Source organism: Streptomyces sp. NBC_01454 (assembly GCF_036227565.1).
Taxonomy (GTDB): Bacteria; Actinomycetota; Actinomycetes; order Streptomycetales; family Streptomycetaceae; genus Streptomyces.
Genome location: NZ_CP109460.1, coordinates 4,475,428 through 4,498,950, shown reverse-complemented (window position 1 = coordinate 4,498,950; position 23,523 = coordinate 4,475,428). Strand labels below are relative to the sequence as shown.

Below are 23,523 nucleotides of genomic sequence, written 5' to 3'. Positions count from 1 at the left end.
CCCATTGTCCCAGACGGAAAATCAGTGGTAGTGCCGTGGGATACTCAGGAGCAAACCCCTTCCACCCCAACGACACCTCCCTTCTGGAAGAGAGCACCTCTCCATGGCCTCGGTCACCTCCCTCGCAGCCTCGGTCCATCAGCGCGTCGCGGACGCCCTCTCGGCAGCCCTGCCGGAGGCCGGCGCCGCCGACCCGCTGCTGCGACGAAGCGACCGGGCCGACTTCCAGGCCAACGGCATGCTGGCGCTGGCGAAGAAGCTCAAGGGCAATCCGCGGGAGCTGGCGACCAAGGTCGTCGCGGAGATCGGCGAGAACCCCCTCTTCAAGGAGGTCGAGGTCTCCGGCCCCGGCTTCCTCAACATCACGGTCACCGACCGGGCGATCATCCAGACGCTGGACGCGCGCGCCGCCGACGACCGGCTCGGCGTCCCGTTCAAGGAGCAGCCCGGCGTCACGGTCATCGACTACGCCCAGCCGAACGTCGCCAAGGAGATGCACGTCGGGCACCTGCGCTCAGCGGTCATCGGCGACGCCCTGCGCCACATGCTGGACTTCACCGGTGAGCGGACGATCGGCCGGCACCACATCGGCGACTGGGGCACCCAGTTCGGCATGCTCATCCAGTACCTGATCGAGAACCCCGGCGAGCTGGCCCCGGCGGCCGACGTCGACGGCGAGCAGGCGATGAGCAACCTCAACCGCGTCTACAAGGCCTCGCGCGCCGTCTTCGACTCCGACGAGCAGTTCAAGGAGCGGGCCCGGAAGCGGGTCGTGGCGCTCCAGTCCGGCGACGCGGAGACCCTCGCCCTGTGGCAGCGGTTCGTGGACGAGTCGAAGGTCTACTTCTACTCGGTCTTCGAGAAGCTGGACATGGAGATCCGCGACGACGAGATCGTCGGCGAGTCCGCGTACAACGACATGATGGCCGAGACGGCGCGGCTGCTGGAGGAGTCGGGCGTCGCCGTCCGCTCCGAGGGCGCGCTGGTGGTCTTCTTCGACGAGATCCGCGGCAAGGACGACCAGCCGGTGCCGCTGATCGTGCAGAAGGCGGACGGCGGCTTCGGCTACGCGGCCTCCGATCTCTCCGCGATCCGCAACCGCGTCTTCGACCTGAAGGCGACGACGCTCTTGTACGTCGTCGACGTCCGCCAGTCGCTGCACTTCCGGATGGTCTTCGAGACGGCCCGCCGGGCGGGCTGGCTGACCGACGGCATCACGGCGCACAACATGGGCTACGGCACGGTCCTCGGTGCGGACGGCAAGCCGTTCAAGACCCGTGCGGGCGAGACCGTGCGCCTGGAGGACCTGCTCGACGAGGCGGCCGGGCGGGCGACGACGGTGGTGCGCGAGAAGGGCGCGGCGGTCGGTCTGACCGAGCAGGAGATCATCGAGAACGGCGCGCAGGTCGGCATCGGCGCGGTGAAGTACGCGGACCTGTCGACGTCGGCCAGCCGGGACTACAAGTTCGACCTGGACCAGATGGTGTCGCTCAACGGCGACACGTCGGTGTACCTCCAGTACGCCTACGCCCGTATCCGGTCGATCTTCCGCAAGGCCGGTGACGCGGCCCCCGCGGCACACCCGGAGCTTCCGCTCGCCCCGGCGGAGCGGGCGCTGGGCCTGCACCTCGACCAGTTCGGCGAGGTGCTCGCCGAGGCCGCCGCCTCGTACGAGCCGCACAAGCTCGCCGCGTACCTCTACAGCCTCGCCTCGCTCTTCACGACCTTCTACGACCAGTGCCCGGTCCTGAAGGCGGAGGGCGGGCCGGACCAGGTCGCGGGCCGGCTGTTCCTCTGCGACCTGACCGCCCGCACCCTCCACCAGGGCATGGCTCTGCTCGGAATCCGTACGCCCGAGCGCCTCTGAGCCCGCCGTCGCCTAGGCTCCGGCCCCAACGGCCCCGTACAACGCAGCTGTTGTACGGGGCCGCTCCGTTTTTTCACCATGGAGGGGCAGGACAGCGATGTACGAGAACAGCGGGACCGGCGCCGTGCCGACGCGGCGGGCCTTGCTCGGAACGGGAGCCGGACTGCTGGCGGCCGGTCTGCTGGCGGGTTCGGCCGGGCCCGCCGCCGCACAGGACCGGGCGCCCACCGCCACGAAGGACCCGTCCTCCGCCACCGGTGACGTTCATGCGGCCCTGCGCCGTCTGGAGCGGGCACACCGCGCGCGGGTCGGCGCCTTCGCGCACAACACCGTCACCGGCGCCACGGTCGCCTACCGCGCCGACACCCGCGTCCCCCTCTGCTCGGTCTTCAAGACCCTCGCCGTCGGGGCGGTGCTGCGCGATCTCGACCACCACGGGGAGACGCTCGCCCGCCGCATCCACTACACACGCGCCGACCTCATCGCCAACTCCCCCGTCACCGCCGCCCACCTCGCCACCGGCATGACGGTCGCCGAGCTGTGCGCCGCCGCCGTCCAGCGCAGCGACAACACCGCGGCCAACCTCCTGCTGCGGGAACTCGGCGGCCCCACCGCCGTCACCGACTTCGCCCGCTCCCTCGGCGACCGCGCCACCCGCCTCGACCGCTGGGAGCCGGACCTCAACTCGGCCGAGCCCTGGCGCAGGACGGACACCACCACCCCCGCCGCCATCGGCCGCACCTTCGCCCGGCTGCTGGTGGGCGACGCGCTCACGCCGGCCGACCGGGCCCGGCTGACGGCCTGGATGAAGGCCAACGAAACGAACACGGACCGCTTCCGCGCCGGACTGCCCCGGGACTGGACCATCGCCGACAAGACGGGCACCGGCTCGTACGGCACCGCCAACGACGTGGGCGTGGCCTGGACCCCGGACGGCACCCCGATCGTGCTGGCCGTGCTGACGGGCAGCGCCGAGCAGGCCGCGCCCAGCGACGATCCGCTGGTCGCGGGCGTGACGAGGGTGCTCGCGCGGGCCGTGACGGGCTGAGCCGCGGGGAGGTCCGCCGGAGGCCGGCCCGGCCGGGGAGGGGTCAGGGCATGTGCTTGCGCGCCGCGTCCTTGGTCTTCTCGCTCGCGTCCAGCCCGTGCCCGGCGGACTTCTCGGCCTTGCCCTCGGCCTCGAGCTTGCGGTTGTGCGTGGCCCGGCCGACGACTTCCTTCATGGCGCCGATGGCCTGGGCGCCCTTGGCCTGCATCTTGCGCTTGGCGGTCATGGTTACCCGCTCCTCGGTCGGTCGGGGTCTTCCTTGACAACCGGTGCGTGCCCGGCAGGCGGCGGTCAAAACGTGGTGGCAACGACAAAGCTCCCGCCCCGGAATCCGGGGCGGGAGCAGCGGCGAACGGTGCGCCGGGCGCCTCACAGGCCCTGCGCGACCTCCGTCGCCCAGTACGTCAGGATCATGTCCGCACCGGCCCGCTTGATGCCGGTCAGCGCCTCCAGGATCGCCTTGTCGCGGTCGATCCAGCCCTTCTCGGCGGCCGCCTCGATCATCGCGTACTCACCGGAGATCTGGTACGCGGCGACGGGCACGTCCACCGAGTCCGCGATCTTCGCGAGGACGTCGAGGTACGGCAGCGCCGGCTTGACCATCACCATGTCGGCGCCCTCGTCGAGGTCGAGCGCCAGCTCGCGCAGCGACTCCCGGACGTTCGCCGGGTCCTGCTGGTAGGTCTTCCGGTCGCCCTGGAGCGAGGAGCCGACGGCCTCACGGAAGGGCCCGTAGAACGCGGAGGAGTACTTCACGGTGTAGGCGAGGATCGACACGTCCTCGTGCCCGGTCTGGTCCAGGGCGTCCCTGACCACACCGACCTGGCCGTCCATCATCCCGCTGGGGCCCACGGTGTGAACGCCCGCGTCGGCCTGCACCTGCGCCATCTCGGCGTAGCGCTCCAGCGTCGCGTCGTTGTCGACCCGCCCGTCCGCGTCCAGCACGCCGCAGTGGCCGTGATCGGTGTACTCGTCCAGGCACAGGTCCGACATGATCACGAGATCGTCGCCGACCTCGGCCCGCACGTCCCGGATCGCCAGCTGCAGGATGCCGTCCGGATCCGTGCCCGCCGTGCCGAGGGCGTCCTTCTTCTCGTCCTCGGGCACCCCGAACAGCATGATCCCGGCGACCCCCGCCTCGACCGCCTCCACGGCGGCCTTGCGCAGCGTGTCACGCGTGTGCTGGACGACGCCCGGCATCGCGGAGATCGGCACCGGCGCGCTGATCCCCTCGCGCACGAACGCGGGCAGGATCAGATCGGCCGGGTGCAGCCGGTGCTCCGCGACCATCCGCCGCATGGCGGGGGTGGTCCGCAGGCGCCGCGGCCGCGCCCCTGGGAAGCTTCCGTACTTCGTCATACCGCCCACGCTACGCCCGCCGTACACCTGCCTTTGCCGACGTGTCGTCGGAGCGGACGGGTCCGGAAACCGGCCCGCTCAGGCCGCCACGGCGGGATCGGCGGGCGCCGGCTCACTCCGGCAGTCCCGGCAGCACCCGGGCTCCCGCGCACGGAACGCGCGCTCGCAGCCGTCGCAGGTCTGGAACGGCTCCGGACCGGGTGAGCCACGGTCGTTCGTATCAGGGGCGGCCTCGCGCCCCGGGGGCAGCGGCGGCGGAAGCATCTCCCGGAGGCGGTGCGCGAGCAGCCCCGCCGGGTTCTTCAGCTCGGACGGGAGAGCGGCGGTCAGCGTGCGGTGGACGGCCGCCGCCGTGGCGCCGTTCTCGAACCAGGTGGCCACGGCGGAGGCCAGGCGCCGCACGTCTCGCCCGGAGAGGGTGAGCCGGTCATCGGTCCGGCGCAGCGCCGCGAGGAGGGCGCGGGCCGTGACCTGGTGCGCGTCGGGGGCCGCCTCGGGGACGCTTTCCGGGTCAGGGTCAGGGACGGGCTCCGGGGCGGGTTCAGGGATGGCTTCAGGGGCGTGTTCCGGCACCGGCGGGGCGGACGGCGGCGGCTGTGGCACGCGCGCCGCGCGGGGCTCCTCCGGGACGCCAGGAGCGTGATGGGCGTACGTACGGGTGAGCACGCGGCCGTCGGCGGTCCGCTCCCGCACCCGCTCGACATAGCCGTACGCCTCCAACTCCCGCAGGGCGAAGGCGATCCGGTCCCGCCCCTCGGGGAAACGGGCGGCGAGGCTGCGGATGTCGACGGCGGCGCCCTCGGGCAGCGACAGGATGTGGGTGCCCACCCCGATCGCGGTCAGGGACAGCTCGCGGTGCTGGGCGAGGTGGTTGCCGATGATCGTGTACCGGTCCGGCTGGTACGGCCGGATGTGGGACACCCCGCTGTGGGCGGCACTTCGCCGAACACGGGGATACGGGCGCGCGGCGGCGCTAGGCTTTTGCTCAGCCATCGGGAAGGTCTCGTCTTCCTCTGTGGTCAGGCCCTCGCATTGGGATTGCCGTCCCGGCGGGGGCCGTCGCATGTCTGTGGTTGTCAGGCCCGAGACTGCCCACCCAAGTCGCCCGCGCGCCAGCCGAGTTGAGCTGGTTCACCCCCATGGGTGACGTACGCGGGGTTTGGTGGGTGGGGAAGGTTCTTTCCCGGGGTTCTCTGTCTTTGGCAGCCCGCCGCACCGTCGCCCGGCCCACCGGCTCCCGCGTCTCCGGGCTCCGGTTCAGCCCTCGGCAGCCGGACCGAGAGCCAGCTCCGCCCACACGGTCTTGCACGGCACCGGCCCCTCCTCGACGCCCCACCGGTCCGCCGTCTCCGCGACGAGCAGCAGCCCGTGCCCGGACTCGGCCAGGGCGCCGCGGCCGTCCGACGCACGGACGGGCAGCCGGTCACCGCGGGTGTCGGTCACCTCGATACGGAGCGTAGCGGGCGGGACGACGGCGAGAGTGAGCCGGAAACTCCGCCCGGCGACGCGGCCGTGCTGCACCGCGTTCGCCGCCAGCTCGGCAACAAGCAGCCGGGCCGGGTCGAAGGGCAGCCCCCACGAGGCCAGTTGCTCCACGGCCAGAAGGCGCGCCAGCCGTGCTCCCCGGGGCGTGGCGGAGAGCGGAACGGAGTACCGGAGCGCCTGGGCGGGGTCCGTCGCGAGACCGGTAACGGAACTGCTGATTCGGGTGATTCGCTGATTCACGTCACACAGAGTGGTCGTGCGTATCTAGCCTGAGAAGGGCTGACACCCGTGCTCACGGTGACTGTCCGGCTGTGGTCCGGCTCTGTCCGGGTCGTCCGGGGTGACGGGTCACGGGCGACCGGAGTTGGACGCGTACGGCTCGGCGGAGGGGCGGCGGCAGACGTGGATGACTGGGACACGGGAATGGACGACGACGAGGCCAGTGCGGTCATGAAGGCCGTGGCCCGGCAGGTGAAGCTCTGGCGGGAGGCGGCCGGCCTCACCCAGACGGAATTGGGCGCGGCGATCGGGTACGGGGAGGAGATGGTCTCCTCCGTGGAGCGCGGCCGCCGGATCCCCCGGCCGGAGTTCCTGGACCGCACGGACGAGGTGACGGGCGCGGACGGCAAGGTCGCGGCACTGAAGGCGGACGTGGCCGCGATCCGGTACCCGAAGAAGGTACGGGACTTGAAGAAGCTGGAGGCGGAGTCGGTCGAGCTGTGCGCGTACAACAACTCGGTGATTCATGGGTTGTTGCAGACGGATGAGTACGCACGCGCGGTGATCGGAAACCGGCAGCCGCCCTTCCCGCAGAGCGAGATCGAGCGGCGCGTGGCCGGTCGCATGGACCGCCAGGGGATCATCAGCACCACAACAGGATTGCCGGTGCTCAGCTTCGTCCAGTGCGAGGCGACGTTGCGGCGGTGCACCGGGGGCACAATGGTCCTGCGCAGACAGCTCGAACGGTTGTTGGAGGTCGGGCAGTTGTCGAACGTGTCGATCCAGGTCCTGCCCCTGCGTCGCGAAGAGAACGCGGGGCTTGACGGGCCGTTCCAGCTGCTCAGGCTGAAGGATGGCTCCACCGTCGGGCACAGCGAGAGCCAGCTCGTCAGCCGGGTGATCTCCAATCCCAAAGAGCTCCAGATCCTCGAATTGCGCTATGGCATGATCCGGGCGCAGGCGCTCACCCCACGGGAGTCGCTTGCCTTCATCGAGAAAGTGCGGGGAGAGACATGACACTCAAGCCCTCCGGCGGGAACAGCTCCGCCCTGGCATGGATAAAGAGCAGTTATAGCTCCAGCGACGGGCCCGAATGCGTCGAGGTCGCGACCGCTCCCGGCACCGTCCTCATCCGCGACTCCAAGAACCCCGACGGTCCCCGTCTCGCCTTCGCCCCCACCGCCTGGGCCGACTTCCTGCCGTACGCCTCCAAGCGCTGACGGCACGCACGCAAGCAAAAGGGCGCCCCCGCGAGGAGGCGCCCTTCAAGCCGTTCTACTGCCGGACCGCTCAGCTACGAGCCCGCCGACGCGACCCGGGCCGCCGCTCGCTAGGCCGGGTGACCGGGTCACCGGCCTCCAGCGCGGCATCGCGGCGCGCCGCGCCGAAGTCCGCGAGCGCCTCGGCCAGCTTGTGGACCGACGGCTCGGGCGACATGACGTCCACCCGCAGGCCGTGCTCCTCGGCGGTCTTGGCGGTGGCCGGGCCGATACAGGCGATCACCGTCACGTTGTGCGGCTTGCCCGCGATCCCGACGAGGTTCCGGACCGTCGACGAGGACGTGAAGAGCACCGCGTCGAATCCGCCGCCCTTGATGGCTTCCCGGGTCTCGGCCGGCGGCGGCGAGGCGCGCACCGTCCGGTAGGCGGTGACGTCGTCGACCTCCCAGCCCAGCTCGATCAGGCCCGCGACCAGGGTCTCGGTCGCGATGTCGGCACGCGGCAGGAAGACGCGGTCGATCGGGTCGAAGACCGGGTCGTAGGGCGGCCAGTCCTCCAGCAGCCCGGCGGCGGACTGCTCACCGCTCGGCACCAGATCGGGCTTCACACCGAAGGCGACCAGCGCCTTGGCGGTCTGCTCGCCGACCGCGGCGACCTTGATCCCGGCGAACGCGCGGGCATCCAGGCCGTACTCCTCGAACTTCTCCCGGACGGCCTTGACGGCGTTGACCGAGGTGAAGGCGATCCACTCGTAGCGGCCGGTCACCAGGCCCTTGACCGCGCGTTCCATCTGCTGCGGGGTGCGCGGCGGCTCGACGGCGATGGTGGGGACCTCGTGCGACACCGCGCCGTACGAGACGAGCTGGTCGGAGAGCGAAGCGGCCTGCTCCTTGGTCCGCGGCACGAGCACCCGCCAGCCGAACAGCGGCTTGGACTCGAACCACGACAGCCGGTCGCGCTGGGCCGCGGCACTGCGCTCACCGACCACGGCTATGACCGGCTGGCCGCCGTCCGCCGACGGCAGCACCTTGGCGGCCTTGAGCACCTGCGCGACCGACCCGAGGGTGGCCGTCCAGGTGCGCTGGCGGGTGGTGGTGCCGGCGACCGTGACGGTCAGCGGGGTGTCCGGCTTACGGCCGGCGGACACCAGCTCACCGGCGGCCGCGGCCACCGAGTCGAGGCTGGTGGAGACCACGGCGGTGGCATCGCTGGCCCCGACCTCGGTCCAGCAGCGCTCATCGGCCGTGCGGGCGTCGATGAACCGCACGTCGGTGCCGTGGGCGTCGCGCAGCGGCACCCCGGCGTACGCGGGCACGCCGACGGCCGCGGCGATTCCTGGCACCACCTCGAAGACGATGCCCTCCGCGGCGCAGGCCAGCATCTCCTCGGCGACATAGCCGTCCAAGCCGGGGTCTCCGATGACGGCCCGTACGACCCGCTTGCCCGCACGGGCCGCCGCCATGACAAGATTGGCGGTGTCGCGAAGCGCCGGTACGTCCGCAGGAATTGACGCCTCGTCAGCTGGCGTCTGCAGTGGTGTGTCGACCTGTGCGCGTGCATGCACGCGCACCACGTCCAGCACCTGCGGGTCGGCGATCAGCACGTCCGCGGAGGCCAACGCCTCCACGGCACGCAGTGTCAGCAGGCCCGGGTCTCCCGGCCCGGCACCCAGGAAGGTGACCTGACCGGAGGCGAAGTGGTTTGGGGCGGTGGGGTTCAAAGTGCTCGCTCCCCCATAAGACCGGCCGCACCCTTTGCGAGCATCTCGGCGGCGAGTTCACGGCCCAGCTTCAGCGGGACCGACACGTCGTCGGGAGTGGCAGGTGCGTGCCCGGTGGTGGACAGTTGCACCAGCGTGCTGCCGTCGGTCGTGCCGACGACGCCGCGCAGGTGCAATTCGGTGACAGCCTGCTCGTCAGCCTTGGGGCCTCCCGTGCTCGAACGAAGTCGAGAGCTTGGGGAAAGATCGGCCAGTGCTCCGACGGGTGCGGAACAGCCGGCCTCCAGGGCGGCGAGCAGGGAGCGCTCGGCGGTCACGGCGGCCCGGGTGTCCGGGTCGTCGAGCTCGGCGAGCTGGGCGGCGAGGTCTGCGTTGACCGCAGCACACTCGATCGCCAGTGCCCCCTGGCCGGGGGCGGGCAAAACCACGTCGGGCGACAGCAGCTGCGTCGCCTCGTCGATACGGCCGATGCGGGTGAGTCCGGCGGCGGCGAGTACGACCGCGTCCAGTTCACCCTTCTCGACGAAGCCGATGCGGGTGTCGATGTTCCCCCGTATCGGCACGGCCTCCACGCTCCGGCCCAGCGACCGGGCCCAGGCGTTGAGCTGCGCCATCCTCCTGGGGGAGCCGGTCCCCACGCGGGCACCGTCGGGCAGCTGCTCGAAAGTGAGCCCGTCCCTGGCGATCAGCGCGTCACGGGGGTCCTCCCGGACGGGTATGGCCGCCAGGGTCAGGTCGTCGGGCTGCGTGGTGGGCAGGTCCTTGAGGGAATGCACGGCGAAGTCGATCTCCCCGGCGAGCAGCGCGTCGCGCAGCGCGGAGACGAACACGCCGGTGCCGCCGATCTGCGCGAGGTGCTCACGGGAGGTGTCGCCGTACGTGGTGATCTCCACCAGCTCGACCGGCCGGCCGGTCACCCGGCGGACCGCCTCGGCCACCTGCCCGGACTGGGCCATGGCGAGCTTGCTGCGCCGGGTGCCCAGCCTCAGCGCTCGTGTGGTGCTGTCGTTCATGCCCGCTCCCGTGCATCGCGCGTATCGGCCCGGCTGACGGCGGCGACCGTCTCGGGGTCGAGGTCGAACAGTTCCCGCAGTGCGTCCGCGTACCCGGCGCCGCCGGGCTCGCTGGCGAGCTGCTTGACCCGCACGGTGGGGGCGTGCAGCAGCTTGTCGACGACCCGGCGCACGGTCTGGGTGATCTCGGCGCGCTGTTTGTCGTCCAGGTCGGGAAGGCGGCCGTCGAGCCGGGCGATCTCGCCACTGACGACATCCGCCGCCATGGTGCGCAGGGCGACCACGGTGGGGGTGATGTGCGCGGCCCGCTGGGCCGCGCCGAACGCGGCGACCTCGTCGGAGACGATGCCGCGCACCTTGTCCACGTCGGCCGCCATCGGCGCGTCCGCGGACGCGTCGGCCAGCGATTCGATGTCGACGAGGTGCGCGCCCTCGATCCGGTGCGCCGCGGCATCTATGTCCCGCGGCATCGCGAGGTCGAGCAGCGCCAGCGGCGCCGGGTTCCCCTGGCGCGCGGCCGCGACCATCTCACCGGCCAGGACCAGACCGGTCGCGCCGGTACAGGACACCACGATGTCGGCGGACGCCAGCTCCTGCGGGACCGAGGTCATGGCCACCGCGCGGGCGCCGAGCCCGCTCGCGGCACCGGGGCCGCCGGGCTCGGTGAGGATGCGGACGAGCCGCTCGGCCCGCTCGACGGTGCGGTTGGCGACCACCAGCTCGCCGACACCGGCCCGTACGAGGGTGGTGGCGGCCAGCGACGACATCGAGCCGGCGCCGATGACCAGCGCCCGCTTGCCCCGCGCCCAGCTCTCGACGTCCGAGCCGGCCGCGAGCTGCTCCAGCCCGAAGGTGACCAGCGACTGGCCGGCCTTGTCGATGCCGGTCTCGCTGTGCGCGCGCTTGCCGACCCGCAGGGCCTGCTGGAACAGATCGTTCAGCAGCCGGCCCGCGGTGTGCAGCTCCTGCGCGACGGCCAGCGCGTCCTTGATCTGCCCGAGGATCTGCCCCTCGCCGACGACCATCGAGTCCAGGCCGCAGGCCACCGAGAAGAGGTGGTGGACGGCACGGTCCTCGTAGTGGACGTACAGATAAGGGGTCAGCTCCTCCAGCCCGGCGGCGCCGTGCCGGGCCAGGAGGGTGGACAGCTCGGCGACACCGGCGTGGAACTTGTCCACGTCGGCGTACAGCTCGATGCGGTTGCAGGTGGACAGCACCGCGGCCTCGGTGACCGGCTCGGCCGACACCGCGTCCTGCAGCAGCTTGCCGCGCGCCTCCGGGGCAAGGGCGGCCCGCTCCAGCACGCTCACCGGCGCGCTGCGATGGCTCAGCCCGACGACCAGCAGACTCATGCCGGCATCACGGCGGGTACATCCCCGTCAGGTCCCTTGCGATCGCCTGTGACGGCAGCGGCGGCACGGGCGGCCGGGGCCGGGGCGCCACCGTCGGGCCCAGCCTCCTCACCCGCCTTGCGCTGCTCGTGGAAGGCGAGAATCTGCAGCTCTATCGACAGGTCGACCTTGCGGACGTCCACCCCGTCGGGGACGGTCAGCACGGTCGGCGCAAAGTTGAGGATCGAGGTGACACCGGCGGCGACCAGGCGGTCACAGACCTGCTGGGCGGCCCCGGCCGGCGTGGCGATGACGCCGATCGAGACGCCGTCGCTCTCGATGATGTGCTCCAGCTCGTCCGTGTGCTGGACCCCGATGCCCGCGACGGGCTTACCGGCCATGGCCGGATCGGCGTCGATCAGCGCGGCGACCCGGAACCCGCGCGAGGCGAAGCCCCCGTAGTTGGCGAGCGCGGCGCCGAGGTTACCGATACCGACGATCACAACCGGCCAGTCCTGGGTCAGCCCCAGCTCACGCGAGATCTGGTAGACGAGGTACTCGACGTCGTAGCCGACGCCGCGGGTCCCGTACGAGCCGAGGTAGGAGAAGTCCTTGCGCAGCTTGGCGGAATTGACTCCCGCCGCGGCCGCGAGCTCCTCGGAGGAGACCGTGGGTACCGAGCGCTCGGAGAGCGCGGTCAGGGCACGCAGATACAGCGGGAGACGGGCGACGGTGGCCTCGGGAATGCCTCGGCTTCGGGTCGCCGGTCGGTGAGTTCGGCCAGTTGCCACGGTGCTCCTGCGGGTAGAGCGGGGCTGCGGGCGACCGTCTGGAACCCGACCGCCCTGTCTTCTGCAGGCTATGTCTTTGTGAACGCGTGCACAAAGATGGTGTCCGGTTTGTCCGGCCAAAGTGATGGGGGTCACGCGGCTTTTACGGGCCTTCGCGGAACCAACTCCCACGTCATGCCGTTCGCTCGCGCCACCCGTCTGACCAGGCAGCACCGACGGGAGCACGCGCCCTCACTCCTTATTGCCATACCCCCGGAAACCTACAAATCGCCCATCGATGGTAAGCGCCCCAGACCGGCCCGGTCCGGCCCGGAGCACGCCACGGACCGGCGGGCCCGGGGCCGCGCCGGGCACAATGGCGCCATGGCCCCCTCGTTCAACGTGTTCAGCCGCAGCTCCCGCAAGAACCCCGCCGACCGGATGGTCACCCTCGTCGGCAAACCGGGCTGCCACCTCTGCGACGACGCCCAGGCCGTGATCGAGAGAGTCTGCGCCGAGACGGGCGCGTCCTGGGAGCGGAAGGACATCACCGAGGACCCCGAGCTGCACCGCAAGTACTGGGAGCAGATTCCGGTCGTCCTCGTCGACGGCGCTCAGCACGACTTCTGGCGGGTCGACCCCAAGCGCCTGCGCACGGCACTGGGCGCCTGAGGCCCGCCCGCCCCGCACGGCCGCCGAGGCCCCGCCGCGGACCGCCCGGGACCCCCGCCACGGCCCGCCGCGGGATGGCCTTAACGCACCCGTCCGCCGCCGCCGGCCTTCCGGACACGCGCCCGTAACCGGCTGCACCGAACAAACTGGCTACGCTGTCGCCATGGCTCTCCCGTCTCCCGACCACCGCCCCGGCAGGAGTCCCCACGGGACGCCCCTCGTCCCGTCCGCGCGCCGCCCCCGGTGGACGCCCTCCGGGACGCTGCCGTCCCTGGGGTGGTTCACCCGCCGCCGGCGCCCCGCCACGGCGCGCAGCGTGCTGGCCGGCGAGGCCGCGGCCGAGGCCGCCCGCAAGACCACCCAGGACGCGCCGCCCGTCGAGGAAACCCCGGCGGAGCCCGAGTTCCCGGTCGTCGGGGACACGGCCGCCGCCGCCTTCTTCGACCTCGACAACACCGTCATGCAGGGCGCCGCGCTCTTCCACTTCGGCCGCGGCCTCTACAAGCGGCACTTCTTCCACAAGCGCGACCTGGCCCGCTTCGCCTGGCAGCAGATCTACTTCCGCCTGGCCGGCTCGGAGAACCCCGAGCACATGGCCGACGTCCGCAACAGCGCCCTGTCCATCGTCCAGGGCCATCGCGTCGCCGAATTGATGTCGATCGGCGAGGAGATCTACGACGAGTACATGGCCGAGCGGGTCTGGCCGGGCACCCGCGCCCTGGCCCAGGCCCACCTCGACGCGGGCCAGAAGGTCTGGCTGGTGACCGCGGCCCCCGTGGAGACCGCGACGATCATCGCCCGCCGCCTCGGCCTGACCGGCGCGCTGGGCACCGTCGCCGAGTCCGTCGGCGGCGTCTACACGGGCAAGCTGGTCGGCGAGCCGCTGCACGGCCCCGCCAAGGCCGAGGCGGTCCGCGCGCTGGCCGCGGCCGAGGGTCTGGACCTCTCGCACTGCGCCGCCTACAGCGACTCCGCCAACGACATCCCGATGCTGTCGCTGGTGGGACACCCCTACGCGATCAACCCCGACAGCCGGCTGCGCAAGCACGCCCGTGAGCAGGGCTGGCGGCTGCGCGACTACCGGACGGGCCGGAAAGCCGCCAAGATCGGCATTCCGGCGGCGGCCGGCGTGGGCGCCCTCGCGGGCGGCGCCGCGGCCGCCGTCGCGCTCCAGCGACGACGCCGCTGACCAGGGATGATCACCGAGCGACACGGCGAGCCATCCCCTGTCTCTACCCCCGCCGCCGTCCGCTCAGTCACATTGCTGCCGGTTAGCCACAACACGCCCTCCAACCAGGCAGATTGCGTTCCCTTCCGATCAATAGTTGCTCAGTAATCGATACTTGATCTGCCACCAACCCGGCACGGACCGTAAGTAATCGATGATTTGAGCAACTGGGTGTAGCGCTGCCTGTACGAAGCGTTATTCTCCTCAGACGCAATCCGGAACCCACACGTCCCTACGACGAGTGAACGGTCCCGCACTGCACGTGATGGAAGCTCTGCCTCTGGGAGTCCCGTGTACCCACACGTCGGGGTTGACGCCTCGGGCCTGGCTACGCTGCGCACGACACTCGTCGACCACCTGCGCAGTTTCGTCCCCACCGCGTACGCCGTCCCCGCATTCGCCTCAGCCGTCCCCGCCGCCGGCCCCTGCTACGCCCTGGCCGACGGGAGTGCTGCGGTCGGCAAGGCCGCCGGCAGATCCCGCCGCGCCGGCACCGGCACGACCACCGCCCGCCGCCCCGCCGACAGCGACAGCCGTCGCATGATGGACCTCGTCGAGCGGGCCCAGGCCGGCGAGGCCGAAGCCTTCGGCCGCCTCTACGACCAGTACGCCGACACGGTCTATCGCTACATCTACTACCGCGTGGGAGGCCGTGCCACGGCCGAGGACCTCACGAGCGAGACCTTTCTGCGCGCCCTGCGCCGCATCGGCACGTTCACCTGGCAGGGCCGCGATTTCGGCGCCTGGCTGGTGACCATCGCCCGCAACCTGGTCGCCGACCACTTCAAGTCCTCCCGCTTCCGCCTGGAAGTCACCACCGGAGAGATGCTCGACGCCAACGAGGTCGAGCGCAGCCCCGAGGACTCCGTCCTCGAATCCCTCTCCAACGCCGCCCTGTTGGAGGCGGTACGCAAGCTCAACCCCCAGCAGCAGGAGTGCGTCACGCTGCGCTTTCTGCAGGGCCTCTCGGTCGCCGAGACCGCCCGTGTCATGGGCAAGAACGAGGGCGCGATCAAGACCCTCCAGTACCGCGCCGTCCGCACCCTGGCGCGGCTGCTCCCCGAAGACGCCCGCTGACCGACCCCTATCCGCAGAAATCGACACCCCGTCCCACGCCGTGTTCCGCCTACGCTTGGTGATCTTTCATAACCGGTCGGTCAGATCATCGTGAGTGCGTAACCCGAGTGCCGCGCCGCTCGTTGTGCGGAATGCAGGCTCCATGCGGTCACGCCATGCCCGCTGCCTCTCACTCGATCGAGTGGCCGCGGACAGCTGCGTGCAACCGTCCGGTCCGTCTGGACAGTCAAAGCCAGTCCGGGGAGTCGAGCGGGATGACGAGAGGAGGTGCCGCCCGTGATCGCGAATGTCTCGGTGCACCGGCGGGCCAACGCCTTCGCCCAGACCCTGGAGGAGCAGGTCCTCGAGGGCACGGCGGCCGAGGACCAGGTCGACAATCCGGCGCAAGCGCCGGGCGAAGCACGGCTGTTGGCGGTCGCCGACGGCCTCGGGAGACTCCCGAGGCCGGAGATGGCTGCCGAGGTCAAGACTGTCCAGCGCGCCCAGCTCATCGCCGCGATGGAGGCCGCCTTCGCCGAAGGCGCTCCGTCCGACGGTGCCAGGGTGCCCGAGCAGCGCGAACACAAGGGCGCGCACCGCGCCACGAAATCGGTCGGCCGGCTGCGCCCGCGCTCCCGCCTCTCCAAGGGGCTGGCAGCGGGCGGACTGACGGTCGGCGTCGCCGCAGGGGCCTTCACCGGCGTCGCCGCGGCCAGCTCCGACGCCCTCCCCGGCGACTCCCTCTACGGCCTCAAGCGCGGCATGGAGGATCTCAAGCTCGGCATGGCCGACGACGACTCCGACCGCGGCCGGCTCTATCTCGACCAGGCCTCCACCCGCATCATGGAGGTCCGCCGCCTGATGGAGCGCGCCCGGCTCGCCGACCTCGACCACGAGTCGCTCGGCGAGATCCGCAAGGCGCTCGCCGGCATCACCCATGACGCGGGCGAGGGCCACCGACTGCTGCACCAGGCGTACGAACGTGACGGCTCGCTCGGCCCCATCCAGGCGCTGAACTCCTTCACCACGTCGCACCGCGGCACCTGGTCACAGCTGCGCGACAAGCTCCCCGTGCAGCTGATGGACGTCCGCGACAAGGTCAGCTCGGTCTTCGACGCCATAGACCAAGAGGTCGGTCCGCTGCGCTCGCTGCTGCCGCCCACCCCGGCCGGCAAGCACCACCACCGCAACACGCCCGGCTCCGCGGGCACCGGTTCCGGCTCCGCCGGCCACCCGGCGCCCTCCGGCAGTAAATCCGCCTCCGGCCGGCACTCCGGTGGCGCGCACGCCCCCCGCCCGTCGGCCACCCCGTCCCAGGACGACGGTCTGCTCGGCGGCAATACGGGCGGACTGCTCGACCCGCCGTCCAAGAGCGGCAGCCCGTCCCCGCACCGTGGCCACCACGGCAAGGAGACCGGCGGTCAGCCCGACGTCACCCTCCCGCCGCTGATCCCGGGATTGCTTCCCGGTCTGGGCATCGACGGCGAGGATCTCCCGAAGTAGCGCACGCTCCGTGCCGCGCGCTCGGTGTTCTTCTGGTCCTTCCTCAGAAGAACACCGAGCGTCGCTGCACCAGCAGCTTGTAGAGGGTGTGCTGAATCGTTTCGCGCACCTGATCGGTGAGGTTGAACATCAGCATCGGATCGTCCGCCGCTTCCTGCGGATAGCCGGCCGTCGGGATCGGCTCGCCGAACTGGATCGTCCACTTCGTCGGCAGCGGCACCGCCCCCAGCGGCCCCAGCCAGGGGAACGTCGGCGTGACGGGGAAATACGGCAGCCCGAAGACCCGCGCCAGCGTCTTGGCGTTCCCGATCATCGGGTAGATCTCCTCCGCGCCCACGATCGAGCACGGCACGATCGGCACACCGGCCTTCAGCGCCGTCGAGACGAACCCGCCCCGCCCGAAGCGCTGGAGCTTGTAGCGGTCCGAGAAGGGCTTGCCGATGCCCTTGAAGCCCTCCGGCATCACCCCGACGATCTCGCCGCGCTCCAGCAGCCGCTGGGCGTCCTCCGCACAGGCCAGGGTGTGCCCGGCCTTGCGCGCCAGCTCGTTTATCACCGGCAGGACGAACACCAAATCGGCCGCCAGCAGCCGCAGATGACGCTGTGCCGGGTGGTTGTCGTGCACCCCGACCTGGAGCATCAGACCGTCGAGCGGCAGCGTCCCGGAGTGGTTGGAGACGATCAGCGCCCCGCCCTCGGACGGGATGTTCTCCACGCCCTTCACCTCGACCCGGAAGTACTTCTCGTACACGGGCCGCAGCAGCGACATCAGGACCTGGTCGGTCAGCTCCTCGTCGTACCCGAAGTCATCGACCTCGTAGTCGCCGGTGATCCGCCGGCGCAGAAAGGCCAGCCCGCCCGCGATCCGTTCGTCCAGGGACCGCGGTCGCGACGGCGGGGCTGCCGCCGGCGGGTGCTCGGCCCGCGCCTCCGGTACGGGCGCCAGCGCCGCACCGCGTCCCGCGCGCCCGGCCCGCCTGGCCTTCCTGCGCGCTCGGGGCTCCTCGCCGAAGGGAATGACCTTGGCGTCCGCCATCGTGGGTGAACTCCTCACTGGCTCAGGCCGCCGCGTGCGGTGAGCACGCCGGCGAGCCGGTCGACGGTGCGGGCGAGGGACGCGGGCGGCAGCAGCCCGGGTCCGCGACCGCGGGCGAATTCCGCGAAGGTCTCCGCCGTCGTGTACTTCGGACGGAATCCCAGTGTCTCGCGCATCTGCGTCGTCTCGACGACCCTGCCGTGCGTGAGCAGCCGGATCTGCTCCGGCGAGAAGTCCGTGATGCCGATGGACCGCAGCGCCGTACCGGCCCAGGTCACCGTCGGCAGGAGCAGCGGGACGGTGGGCCGCCCCAGCCGCCGGGAGGTCTGCGACAGCAGCAGCACACCGTCCCCGGCGATGTTGAACGTGCCGCTGTTGAGCGTGCCGCGGCGCGGCACGGCGGCGGCGATCCGCAGGACCGCGATGGCGTCGTCCTCATGGACGAACTGCAGCCGCGGGTCGTAGCCGAGGACGGTGGGCCACACGGGCAGCGAGAAGTACTCGGCGAGCGGGGAATCCGCGCTCGGCCCGAGGATATTGGCGAAGCGCAGCACACACACCGCCACGTCGGGCCGGCGCCGGGCGAAGCCGCGGACATATCCCTCGACCTCGACGATGTCCTTGGCGAAGCCCCCACTGGGCAGCGACTTCGGCGTGGTGGTCTCGGTGAAGACGGCGGGGTCCCGGGGCGCGGAGCCGTAGACGCTGGTGCTGGACTTGATGACCAGCCGCTGCACCTTCGGGGCCTTCTGGCAGGCGCCGAGGAGCTGCATCGTCCCGATGACGTTGGTTTCCTTCACCGAGGCGCGGCCGCCGCGCTTGCCCAACGGAGTGCCGTTGATGTCCATATGGATGACGGTGTCGACGCCCGTTTCGGCCAGCACCCGGGCAATGGCCGGATGCCGGATATCGGCCTTGAGGAATTCCGCGCCGCCCAGATGGTGTTCCGGTGCCACGGCGTCGACCCCGATCACCCGGTCGACATCCGGATCGCGCTGGATACGGCGTACGAACCGCCCGCCCAGCTGCCGTGCGACTCCGGTGACGAGCACGACCCTGCCCAAGATCAGGCCTTCCTTCCCACCGCGACTTCCGCCTAGCCGAGCTGTGCCGACCACGCTATCGGGTCGGTGTTGCGCGGTGATGACCACAGGATGCCCGCGGCCACATTTCCGTCCGACCACCGTCCATACGGCCCACAACGCGCCGCAGCCCCCCATCGCACCAAGGCGATGGGGGGCTGCGAATTCGCGATCAGCGTCGCTTACTTCTTGTTACGACGCTGAACACGGGTGCGCTTGAGCAGCTTGCGGTGCTTCTTCTTCGCCATCCGCTTGCGCCGCTTCTTGATAACAGAGCCCACGACTACCCTCGCTCACTTCGATTACTCGGTGCGGGGCGTCCGAGCCCACACTACCTACATCGCGCCAGCCTACCCGGCGCCGGGCGAACGGCGTAATCCGAGGGTCGGCAAAGGTCCCGTCAGGCTGATTCCACCCCCACAAAGGACTCCCGGAGGTAGTCGTGCACCGCCTGCTCCGGAACCCGGAAAGACCTCCCCACGCGAATCGCGGGCAGATGACCGCTGTGCACCAAGCGGTACACGGTCATCTTGGACACCCGCATCACCGTGGCGACCTCCGCCACGGTCAGGAACACAACCTCGTTCAGAGGCCTCTGCTCTGCAGCCATGCCACACCTGCACCTTCCGCATAAGACGGGACACCGGCTTCCCCTCCGGTGACTCTTCGTCGCCATGCGCTCACTCCCCAGATTAGGGGCGGGTGATGCGAGTGGGGAAGAGGAGCAGCGAACAGCCGCCTATCGGGACAGACTCGCCCGATTAAGGACATAGCGCGCCAGCGGTCGATAGGACGCCGCGCACACCGCGTCGTCGAGCGGCACCACCTCGGACACCCGTCCCTCGGCCTCCCCGACGAACAGCGCCGGGTCGTCCGTATCGGCCAGCCCGATCGCCTCGATACCCAGCTGACCTGCCCCGCAGACCCAGCCGTGGTCCCCGATCACCAACGCCGGCAGCGGCCCGGAAGCGTCCGCCGCGGCCGCGAGGACGGTCCGCACCGGCAGCGGCGAATGGGTGTGCACGCCCCCCACCGCGGGCGCGCCCCGCACGCCTGCTTCTCGCATCAGCGCGACTCCCCGTACGTAGTCGAGTGTGCAGGTACGTACGCCGAACCGGGTCGCTATGTCGACACGGACGCCATACGCCGAGGTGAGAACGGGGCAGCCCGCCGACGAGAGAGCGTCTGCGAGGGCGGCGTAGAACCCCAGCAGCCGGTCCGGATGGCCGGTGCCGAGCAGCACCGGGACCCGCCGGCGCGCCGCCTCCGCCACCCGGTCGGCGAACCGGTCCAGCGCCGCGATCGTCCGGTCGGGATCGACCACATCCGGGCCGGAAGTATGCGCGGGATCGACCGAAACCCCGCACTTCTGCCCCATCAGTCGCAGAACTTCACCCAGCGGCCACTCCCGTACGGGGTCCAGCCCCAGCAGCACCCGGGGATCGCGTGCCGCGAAGAGCCGGTAGCGCGCCAGACTCTTCTCCCGCAGGGTCGCGATCGTCCCCGCGAGCCGCGCCTCGATCAGGTGCGCCCGCAGCGCACCGGTAGCCAACACACGACCCATACTGTCCGGTTGGTCGGCATACGCGTGCCCCGACCGACGGGTAGTCACACATCCGTGGGGCCCCGCACCGGGTACCGCCCCCCGGGAGCGGGCCACCGGCCCCGGAGCAGACGGCCCGCGCACCTCGGGGGCACGGGCGTGACGGCACGTCAGGGGCGTGGTCCGGCCCCGGCTACAGCTACAGCTACAGCTACAGCTACAGCTACAGCTACAGCTACGGCAGCAGCCCGTGCGACGGGAACACCGCACGGCGGGTGGCGAGCACCGCCTGGTCCAGCCGGTCGGCCGGGTCGTAGCCGTCGTCGACGAAGTCCCGCCACCGCGGCGTACGCCCGTCCGTCATCCGGTGCGGAGCCAACTGCCGCGTCCTGCGGAACACTTCGTGCCGCCAGGACTCCGGCACCCTCGTGGCCGGGTCGATCGGCCGGCCCGCCGCGATCGCCGTCAGATGCGTCCAGCTGCGCGGCACCACGTCCACCACCGCATAGCCGCCCCCGCCGAGCGCGACCCACCGGCCGTCCGCGTGCTGGTGCGCCAGGTCGTGACAGGCCTCGGCCACCGCACGCTGGGCGTCCAGGCTCACCGCGAGATGCGCCAGCGGGTCCTCGAAGTGGGTGTCCGCGCCGTGCTGGGTCACGATCACCTGCGGCCGGAAGGCCCCCAGCAGCTCCGGCACCACCGCGTGGAAGGCCCGCAGCCAGCCCTCGTCGCCGGTGCCGGCCGGCAGCGCCACATTCACCGCGGTGCCCTCCGCGCCCTCCCCGCCGGTCTCCTCGGGCCAGCCGGTCTGCGGGAAGAGCGTCCGCGGATGCTCGTGCAGCGAGATCGTCAGGACCCGCGGGTCCTCCCAGAACGTCGCCTGCACCCCGTCGCCGTGGTGGACATCCACATCGACGTACGCGACCCGTTCGGCGCCCAGCTCCAGCAGCCGGGCGACCGCCAGCGACGCGTCGTTGTAGATGCAGAACCCGGCCGCCCCGCCCGGCATCCCGTGGTGCAGCCCGCCGGCGAAGTTCACCGCGTGCGCCACGTCGCCGCGCCAGACGGCCTCCGCCGCGCCCACCGACTGCCCGGCGATCAGCGCGGACGCCTCGTGCATCCCCTTGAAGGCCGGATCGTCGGCCGTCCCGAGCCCGTAGGAGAGATCCGCGGCGGCCGGGTCCGCCGAGGCTCTGCGCACCGCGCCGATGTAGTCCTCACGATGCACCAGCCGCAGGGTGGAGTCCCCCGCCGGCTTGGCCGCGACCACCTCCAGCGGCCCGCGGTCGAGCTCGAACGCCTCCACCAAACGCATGGTCAGCGCGAGCCGGACCGGGTCCATCGGATGCCCGGACCCGAAGTCGTAGCCCGTTACTGCCTCATCCCACATCAGCTGTGCGCGGCCGCTCATGTCCGTCACCGTATCGGGCCTCCGGCGCCCCGAACGAACGGGCATACACCAACGTCACCAGCACCAGGGCCATCGGTACGAGCATCGCCCCCCGATAGCTCCAGGCATCGCCGAGCGCCCCCACCAGCGGAGAGCCGATCAAAAAGCCCACATAGTTGAAAATGTTCAGCCGTGCGATGGCCGCGTCCGAAGCCCCCGGACCATGCTTCTCGAAGGCGAACCGCCCGGCCGCGGCGAACGTCTGCGGCACGATCACACACAGCCCCAGCCCCAGCAGGGTGAAGCCCGCCATCCCGGCCCACGGCTCGGGCGCCGCGGCCACCACCGCGAAACCGCCCGCCGCGACCACCGTCCCGCACCGCACCACCGCGACCGCACCGAAGCGCCGCACCCCCAGGTCCCCCACCACCCGCCCGAGCAGCGTGGTGACCATATAGACGTTGTACGGGACGGTGGCCAGCTGCTCCGAGCTCCCCAGGACGTCCTGCAGATACTTGGCACTCCAGTTGGAGACGGTCGAGTCACCGATATACGCAAAGGCCATCACCAGACACAGCGGCAACAGCAGCCGCATCGCCAGCGGCACGGCAGCCGCCCCGGCCCCCACGGCCCCCACGGCCGACACCGCCCGCTCCCGGTCCACGAACCACCGGCCCACGACCAGGGCCAGCGGCAACAGCACCGCCACCACCGGCCCGTACAACAGCGCCAGCGACAGCTTCCAGTGCGCCCCGGCCCAGGCCAGCGAGGCCCCCACGATGCCGCCCAGGCTGAACGCCGCGTGGAACCCGAGCATGATGCTGCGCCCGTACGCCCGCTGCAGACTCACCCCGAGCATGTTCATCGAGGCGTCCAGGGCCCCCACCGACAGCCCGAACACCGCCAGCGCCATGGCCACCTGAGCCGTCGTGCCGACCGACCCGACACCCACCAGCGCCAGACACACCACGGGCTGCGCACACCGCAGCACCCGGCCGGCCGGCACCCGCTTCACCAGCTGTTCCGTGACGACGCTGCCCACGCCCGCCAGCACGGGCACCGCCGCCAGGAACGCCGGCAGCAGTGCGTCCGATATTCGATACCGGTCCTGGATCGCGGGTATCCGGGTCACGAGGAGGGCGAAGACCGCGCCCTGGATGAAGAAGCTGAGGGCGAGCGAGATCCGACCGTGCCGCAGCTGCGCTTCTGGTACCCGAGGGGCCGTCATGGCGGCTCAGCCTAGAACTCCCCCCTACCACTGGGTAGATGGATCACCACACCAATTCGGCGGGCGACTGCCGGGCAGCTGCCGGCCGGTGTGCCTACCGCAACAGCTCCGGCAGCTCCGCCATACGGCCGAACAGCACGGTGCCGCCGGCCTCCGTCAGCTGCTCCGCCGACGTCATCGCGGTGAACCCGTAGACGTCCATCCCCGCCGCGACCGCGGCCCGCACCCCCAGCGGGCTGTCCTCGATGACCGCACACCGCTCCGGCGCCACGCCCATCTCCCGTGCCGCATGCACAAAGAGGTCCGGCGCCGGCTTCCCCCGCCCCACGTCCTGTGCGCTGAAGACCCGCCCCGCCGGAAACCACCGGTCCAGGCCCGTCGTCCGGTGCCCCACACGGATCCGCTCATGGCTGCCGGAGGACCCGACACAATACGGAACGCCGTCCGCGTCCAGCTTCTCCAGCACCTCGGTCACCCCGGTCACCGGCCGCAGCTCCCGCTCGAACGCCTCGAAGACCCGGGCGTGGAAGACCTCGTCGAAGTCCTCGGGCAGACGGCGGCCCGTGCGCTCCAGGACGAGCTCATGGATGCGGTGCATCGCCGACCCCATGAAGTCACGTATCGAGTCCTCGTACGACGTGGGATGCCCGAGCTCGGTCAGATAGCCGGCCAGGATGGTGTTCGAGAGGGGCTCACTGTCGACGAGCACACCGTCGTTGTCGAAGATGACCAGGTCGTATCGCATGCCCCGAG

Annotated in this window: 24 protein-coding genes; 8 read left to right on the top strand and 16 right to left on the bottom strand. The window is 71.1% G+C overall.

Annotated elements, in window-relative coordinates; genetic code table 11:
* Window positions 1-103: 103 nt before the first annotated feature.
* Together argS and bla are read left to right on the top strand one after the other, a co-directional pair.
* A complete protein-coding gene (argS, locus tag OIU81_RS19915; RefSeq protein WP_329149766.1) occupies window positions 104-1,867 on the top strand; it encodes an arginine--tRNA ligase in 1,764 nt (587 codons plus the stop codon).
* Between the two features lie 97 nt (window positions 1,868-1,964).
* A complete protein-coding gene (bla, locus tag OIU81_RS19910) occupies window positions 1,965-2,915 on the top strand; it encodes a class A beta-lactamase (protein WP_329149763.1) in 951 nt (316 codons plus the stop codon).
* A 43-nt stretch (window positions 2,916-2,958) separates the two neighbouring features.
* Here the strand turns inward: bla and OIU81_RS19905 are convergent, their stop codons facing one another.
* From OIU81_RS19905 to OIU81_RS19890, 4 genes are all read right to left on the bottom strand, one after another.
* Window positions 2,959-3,141: a CsbD family protein gene (locus tag OIU81_RS19905; RefSeq protein ID WP_329149761.1), complete on the bottom strand. Its 183-nt coding sequence runs from the start codon at window positions 3,139-3,141 to the stop codon at window positions 2,959-2,961.
* 143 nt (window positions 3,142-3,284) lie between these two features.
* Window positions 3,285-4,274 (bottom strand): porphobilinogen synthase, encoded by a 990-nt coding sequence (gene hemB, locus OIU81_RS19900; RefSeq protein ID WP_329149759.1) that lies wholly within the window; start codon window positions 4,272-4,274, stop codon window positions 3,285-3,287.
* Between the two features lie 78 nt (window positions 4,275-4,352).
* Window positions 4,353-5,195 (bottom strand): helix-turn-helix domain-containing protein, encoded by an 843-nt coding sequence (locus tag OIU81_RS19895; protein ID WP_329149757.1) that lies wholly within the window; start codon window positions 5,193-5,195, stop codon window positions 4,353-4,355.
* A 336-nt stretch (window positions 5,196-5,531) separates the two neighbouring features.
* Window positions 5,532-5,999: an ATP-binding protein gene (locus OIU81_RS19890; protein WP_443074014.1), complete on the bottom strand. Its 468-nt coding sequence runs from the start codon at window positions 5,997-5,999 to the stop codon at window positions 5,532-5,534.
* A 183-nt stretch (window positions 6,000-6,182) separates the two neighbouring features.
* On the opposite strand from OIU81_RS19890, the gene OIU81_RS19885 reads away from it, so the two are divergent.
* A complete protein-coding gene (locus tag OIU81_RS19885; RefSeq protein ID WP_329149754.1) occupies window positions 6,183-6,995 on the top strand; it encodes a helix-turn-helix domain-containing protein in 813 nt (270 codons plus the stop codon).
* Complete coding sequence (locus OIU81_RS19880; protein WP_329149752.1) at window positions 6,992-7,198, top strand: DUF397 domain-containing protein; 207 nt, start codon at window positions 6,992-6,994, stop codon at window positions 7,196-7,198. Before OIU81_RS19885 ends, OIU81_RS19880 begins: the two co-directional genes overlap by 4 nt.
* A 70-nt stretch (window positions 7,199-7,268) precedes the next feature.
* Here OIU81_RS19880 and OIU81_RS19875 read toward each other — a convergent pair whose 3' ends face one another.
* From OIU81_RS19875 to OIU81_RS19860, 4 genes are read right to left on the bottom strand one after another with little or no spacing between them, the layout of a single operon-like run.
* Window positions 7,269-8,918, bottom strand: coding sequence for a bifunctional uroporphyrinogen-III C-methyltransferase/uroporphyrinogen-III synthase (locus OIU81_RS19875; RefSeq protein WP_329149750.1), 1,650 nt, complete (start codon window positions 8,916-8,918; stop codon window positions 7,269-7,271).
* Complete coding sequence (gene hemC, locus OIU81_RS19870) at window positions 8,915-9,931, bottom strand: hydroxymethylbilane synthase (RefSeq protein WP_329149748.1); 1,017 nt, start codon at window positions 9,929-9,931, stop codon at window positions 8,915-8,917. The genes OIU81_RS19875 and hemC overlap by 4 nt, the downstream gene beginning before the upstream one ends.
* Window positions 9,928-11,283, bottom strand: coding sequence for a glutamyl-tRNA reductase (locus tag OIU81_RS19865; protein WP_329149746.1), 1,356 nt, complete (start codon window positions 11,281-11,283; stop codon window positions 9,928-9,930). Before OIU81_RS19865 ends, hemC begins: the two co-directional genes overlap by 4 nt.
* Window positions 11,280-12,053: a redox-sensing transcriptional repressor Rex gene (locus OIU81_RS19860; protein ID WP_329149743.1), complete on the bottom strand. Its 774-nt coding sequence runs from the start codon at window positions 12,051-12,053 to the stop codon at window positions 11,280-11,282. The genes OIU81_RS19865 and OIU81_RS19860 overlap by 4 nt, the downstream gene beginning before the upstream one ends.
* A 363-nt stretch (window positions 12,054-12,416) precedes the next feature.
* Between OIU81_RS19860 and OIU81_RS19855 the strand changes: the two genes are divergently transcribed.
* From OIU81_RS19855 to OIU81_RS19840, 4 genes are all read left to right on the top strand, one after another.
* Window positions 12,417-12,704: a glutaredoxin family protein gene (locus OIU81_RS19855; RefSeq protein WP_329149741.1), complete on the top strand. Its 288-nt coding sequence runs from the start codon at window positions 12,417-12,419 to the stop codon at window positions 12,702-12,704.
* 262 nt (window positions 12,705-12,966) lie between these two features.
* On the top strand, window positions 12,967-13,893 hold the full coding sequence (locus tag OIU81_RS19850) for an HAD family hydrolase (RefSeq protein ID WP_329155232.1): 927 nt from the start codon (window positions 12,967-12,969) through the stop codon (window positions 13,891-13,893).
* Between the two features lie 330 nt (window positions 13,894-14,223).
* On the top strand, window positions 14,224-15,009 hold the full coding sequence (locus tag OIU81_RS19845; RefSeq protein ID WP_189104316.1) for an ECF subfamily RNA polymerase sigma factor, BldN family: 786 nt from the start codon (window positions 14,224-14,226) through the stop codon (window positions 15,007-15,009).
* Window positions 15,010-15,285: 276 nt separating this feature from the next.
* Window positions 15,286-16,491 (top strand): DUF5667 domain-containing protein, encoded by a 1,206-nt coding sequence (locus tag OIU81_RS19840; protein WP_329149738.1) that lies wholly within the window; start codon window positions 15,286-15,288, stop codon window positions 16,489-16,491.
* Between the two features lie 43 nt (window positions 16,492-16,534).
* Here OIU81_RS19840 and OIU81_RS19835 read toward each other — a convergent pair whose 3' ends face one another.
* The 8 genes from OIU81_RS19835 to OIU81_RS19800 form a co-directional block, all read right to left on the bottom strand.
* Entirely contained in the window at window positions 16,535-17,527 is a 993-nt protein-coding gene (locus OIU81_RS19835) for a lysophospholipid acyltransferase family protein (RefSeq protein ID WP_329149735.1), read from the bottom strand.
* 14 nt (window positions 17,528-17,541) lie between these two features.
* Entirely contained in the window at window positions 17,542-18,591 is a 1,050-nt protein-coding gene (locus OIU81_RS19830) for an NAD-dependent epimerase/dehydratase family protein (protein ID WP_329149733.1), read from the bottom strand.
* A 200-nt stretch (window positions 18,592-18,791) separates the two neighbouring features.
* Window positions 18,792-18,890, bottom strand: a complete 99-nt coding sequence (locus OIU81_RS19825) for a 30S ribosomal protein bS22 (protein WP_003948845.1) — start codon at window positions 18,888-18,890, stop codon at window positions 18,792-18,794.
* A gap of 119 nt (window positions 18,891-19,009) precedes the next feature.
* A complete protein-coding gene (locus tag OIU81_RS19820; protein ID WP_154073984.1) occupies window positions 19,010-19,219 on the bottom strand; it encodes a helix-turn-helix domain-containing protein in 210 nt (69 codons plus the stop codon).
* 129 nt (window positions 19,220-19,348) lie between these two features.
* Complete coding sequence (locus OIU81_RS19815) at window positions 19,349-20,164, bottom strand: phosphatase (RefSeq protein WP_329149728.1); 816 nt, start codon at window positions 20,162-20,164, stop codon at window positions 19,349-19,351.
* Window positions 20,165-20,387: 223 nt separating this feature from the next.
* Window positions 20,388-21,563, bottom strand: a complete 1,176-nt coding sequence (locus tag OIU81_RS19810; protein ID WP_329149726.1) for an acetoin utilization protein AcuC — start codon at window positions 21,561-21,563, stop codon at window positions 20,388-20,390.
* Window positions 21,532-22,770: an MFS transporter gene (locus OIU81_RS19805; protein WP_329149724.1), complete on the bottom strand. Its 1,239-nt coding sequence runs from the start codon at window positions 22,768-22,770 to the stop codon at window positions 21,532-21,534. The genes OIU81_RS19810 and OIU81_RS19805 overlap by 32 nt, the downstream gene beginning before the upstream one ends.
* Window positions 22,771-22,864: 94 nt before the next feature.
* Window positions 22,865-23,515, bottom strand: a complete 651-nt coding sequence (locus tag OIU81_RS19800; protein ID WP_329149723.1) for an HAD family hydrolase — start codon at window positions 23,513-23,515, stop codon at window positions 22,865-22,867.
* Between the last annotated feature and the right edge of the window lie 8 nt (window positions 23,516-23,523).

Bases quoted from the DNA above. Each gene is read 5' to 3' on its own strand.
- OIU81_RS19835 (WP_329149735.1), bottom strand. From the start codon at position 17,527: ATGGCGGACGCCAAGGTCATTCCCTTCGGCGAGGAGCCCCGAGCGCGC.
- OIU81_RS19820 (WP_154073984.1), bottom strand. From the start codon at position 19,219: ATGGCTGCAGAGCAGAGGCCTCTGAACGAGGTTGTGTTCCTGACCGTG.
- OIU81_RS19865 (WP_329149746.1), bottom strand. From the start codon at position 11,283: ATGAGTCTGCTGGTCGTCGGGCTGAGCCATCGCAGCGCGCCGGTGAGC.
- OIU81_RS19885 (WP_329149754.1), top strand. From the start codon at position 6,183: ATGGACGACGACGAGGCCAGTGCGGTCATGAAGGCCGTGGCCCGGCAG.
- OIU81_RS19880 (WP_329149752.1), top strand. From the start codon at position 6,992: ATGACACTCAAGCCCTCCGGCGGGAACAGCTCCGCCCTGGCATGGATA.
- OIU81_RS19810 (WP_329149726.1), bottom strand. From the start codon at position 21,563: ATGAGCGGCCGCGCACAGCTGATGTGGGATGAGGCAGTAACGGGCTAC.
- OIU81_RS19805 (WP_329149724.1), bottom strand. From the start codon at position 22,770: ATGACGGCCCCTCGGGTACCAGAAGCGCAGCTGCGGCACGGTCGGATC.
- OIU81_RS19855 (WP_329149741.1), top strand. From the start codon at position 12,417: ATGGCCCCCTCGTTCAACGTGTTCAGCCGCAGCTCCCGCAAGAACCCC.
- hemC (WP_329149748.1), bottom strand. From the start codon at position 9,931: ATGAACGACAGCACCACACGAGCGCTGAGGCTGGGCACCCGGCGCAGC.
- OIU81_RS19905 (WP_329149761.1), bottom strand. From the start codon at position 3,141: ATGACCGCCAAGCGCAAGATGCAGGCCAAGGGCGCCCAGGCCATCGGC.
- bla (WP_329149763.1), top strand. From the start codon at position 1,965: ATGTACGAGAACAGCGGGACCGGCGCCGTGCCGACGCGGCGGGCCTTG.
- argS (WP_329149766.1), top strand. From the start codon at position 104: ATGGCCTCGGTCACCTCCCTCGCAGCCTCGGTCCATCAGCGCGTCGCG.
- hemB (WP_329149759.1), bottom strand. From the start codon at position 4,274: ATGACGAAGTACGGAAGCTTCCCAGGGGCGCGGCCGCGGCGCCTGCGG.
- OIU81_RS19800 (WP_329149723.1), bottom strand. From the start codon at position 23,515: ATGCGATACGACCTGGTCATCTTCGACAACGACGGTGTGCTCGTCGAC.